The organism is Rhizobium sullae (genome assembly GCF_900169785.1).
GTDB lineage: Bacteria > Pseudomonadota > Alphaproteobacteria > Rhizobiales > Rhizobiaceae > Rhizobium > Rhizobium sullae.
On record NZ_FWER01000192.1, the window covers coordinates 1 to 479 of the forward strand.

Genomic DNA, 479 nt, shown 5'->3' on the forward strand with positions numbered 1-479 from the left:
GCACGGGCGATGATCTGCGGTGGAAAGCGGTGGTTCTTGTAGCTTACGGCCGGACTGTTCATCCCAACCCATTACCAGACAACCGTTAAGCCGCTGACAACGTGACATCACCCCAAACGGGCATAAGCGGATCGTGATCGGCAAATCCCCATGCATGCGGTCGCCTGTCCCGTTGCGAATTGGCCAATGCTTGACACGCACGTCAGCGAGGCATATCTCAGCCACGGTGCTAGCACTCTCGTGTGAGGAGTGCTAGCACGTCCACCGGATCGATGAAGATCCGCACTGTCACTTGATCGAGGGATTAGACAATGGCAAGCACCAATTTCCGTCCGCTGCACGACCGCGTCGTCGTCCGCCGCGTCGAATCTGAAGAACAGACCAAGGGCGGCATCATCATTCCGGACACCGCCAAGGAAAAGCCGCAGGAAGGCGAAATCGTCGCCGTCGGTTCCGGCGCTCGCGACGAGTCCGGCAAG

Annotated in this window: 1 protein-coding gene and 1 pseudogene; one reads left to right on the forward strand and one right to left on the reverse strand. The window is 58.9% G+C overall.

From position 1 onward, the window contains the following. Positions 1-108: pseudogene (locus BN1800_RS41150) on the reverse strand (IS6 family transposase); the annotation flags it as partial. Positions 109-311: 203 nt separating this feature from the next. On the opposite strand from BN1800_RS41150, the gene BN1800_RS39715 reads away from it, so the two are divergent. Beyond that, a partial coding sequence (locus BN1800_RS39715; protein ID WP_143534278.1) for a co-chaperone GroES occupies positions 312-479 on the forward strand: 168 nt, incomplete at its 3' end.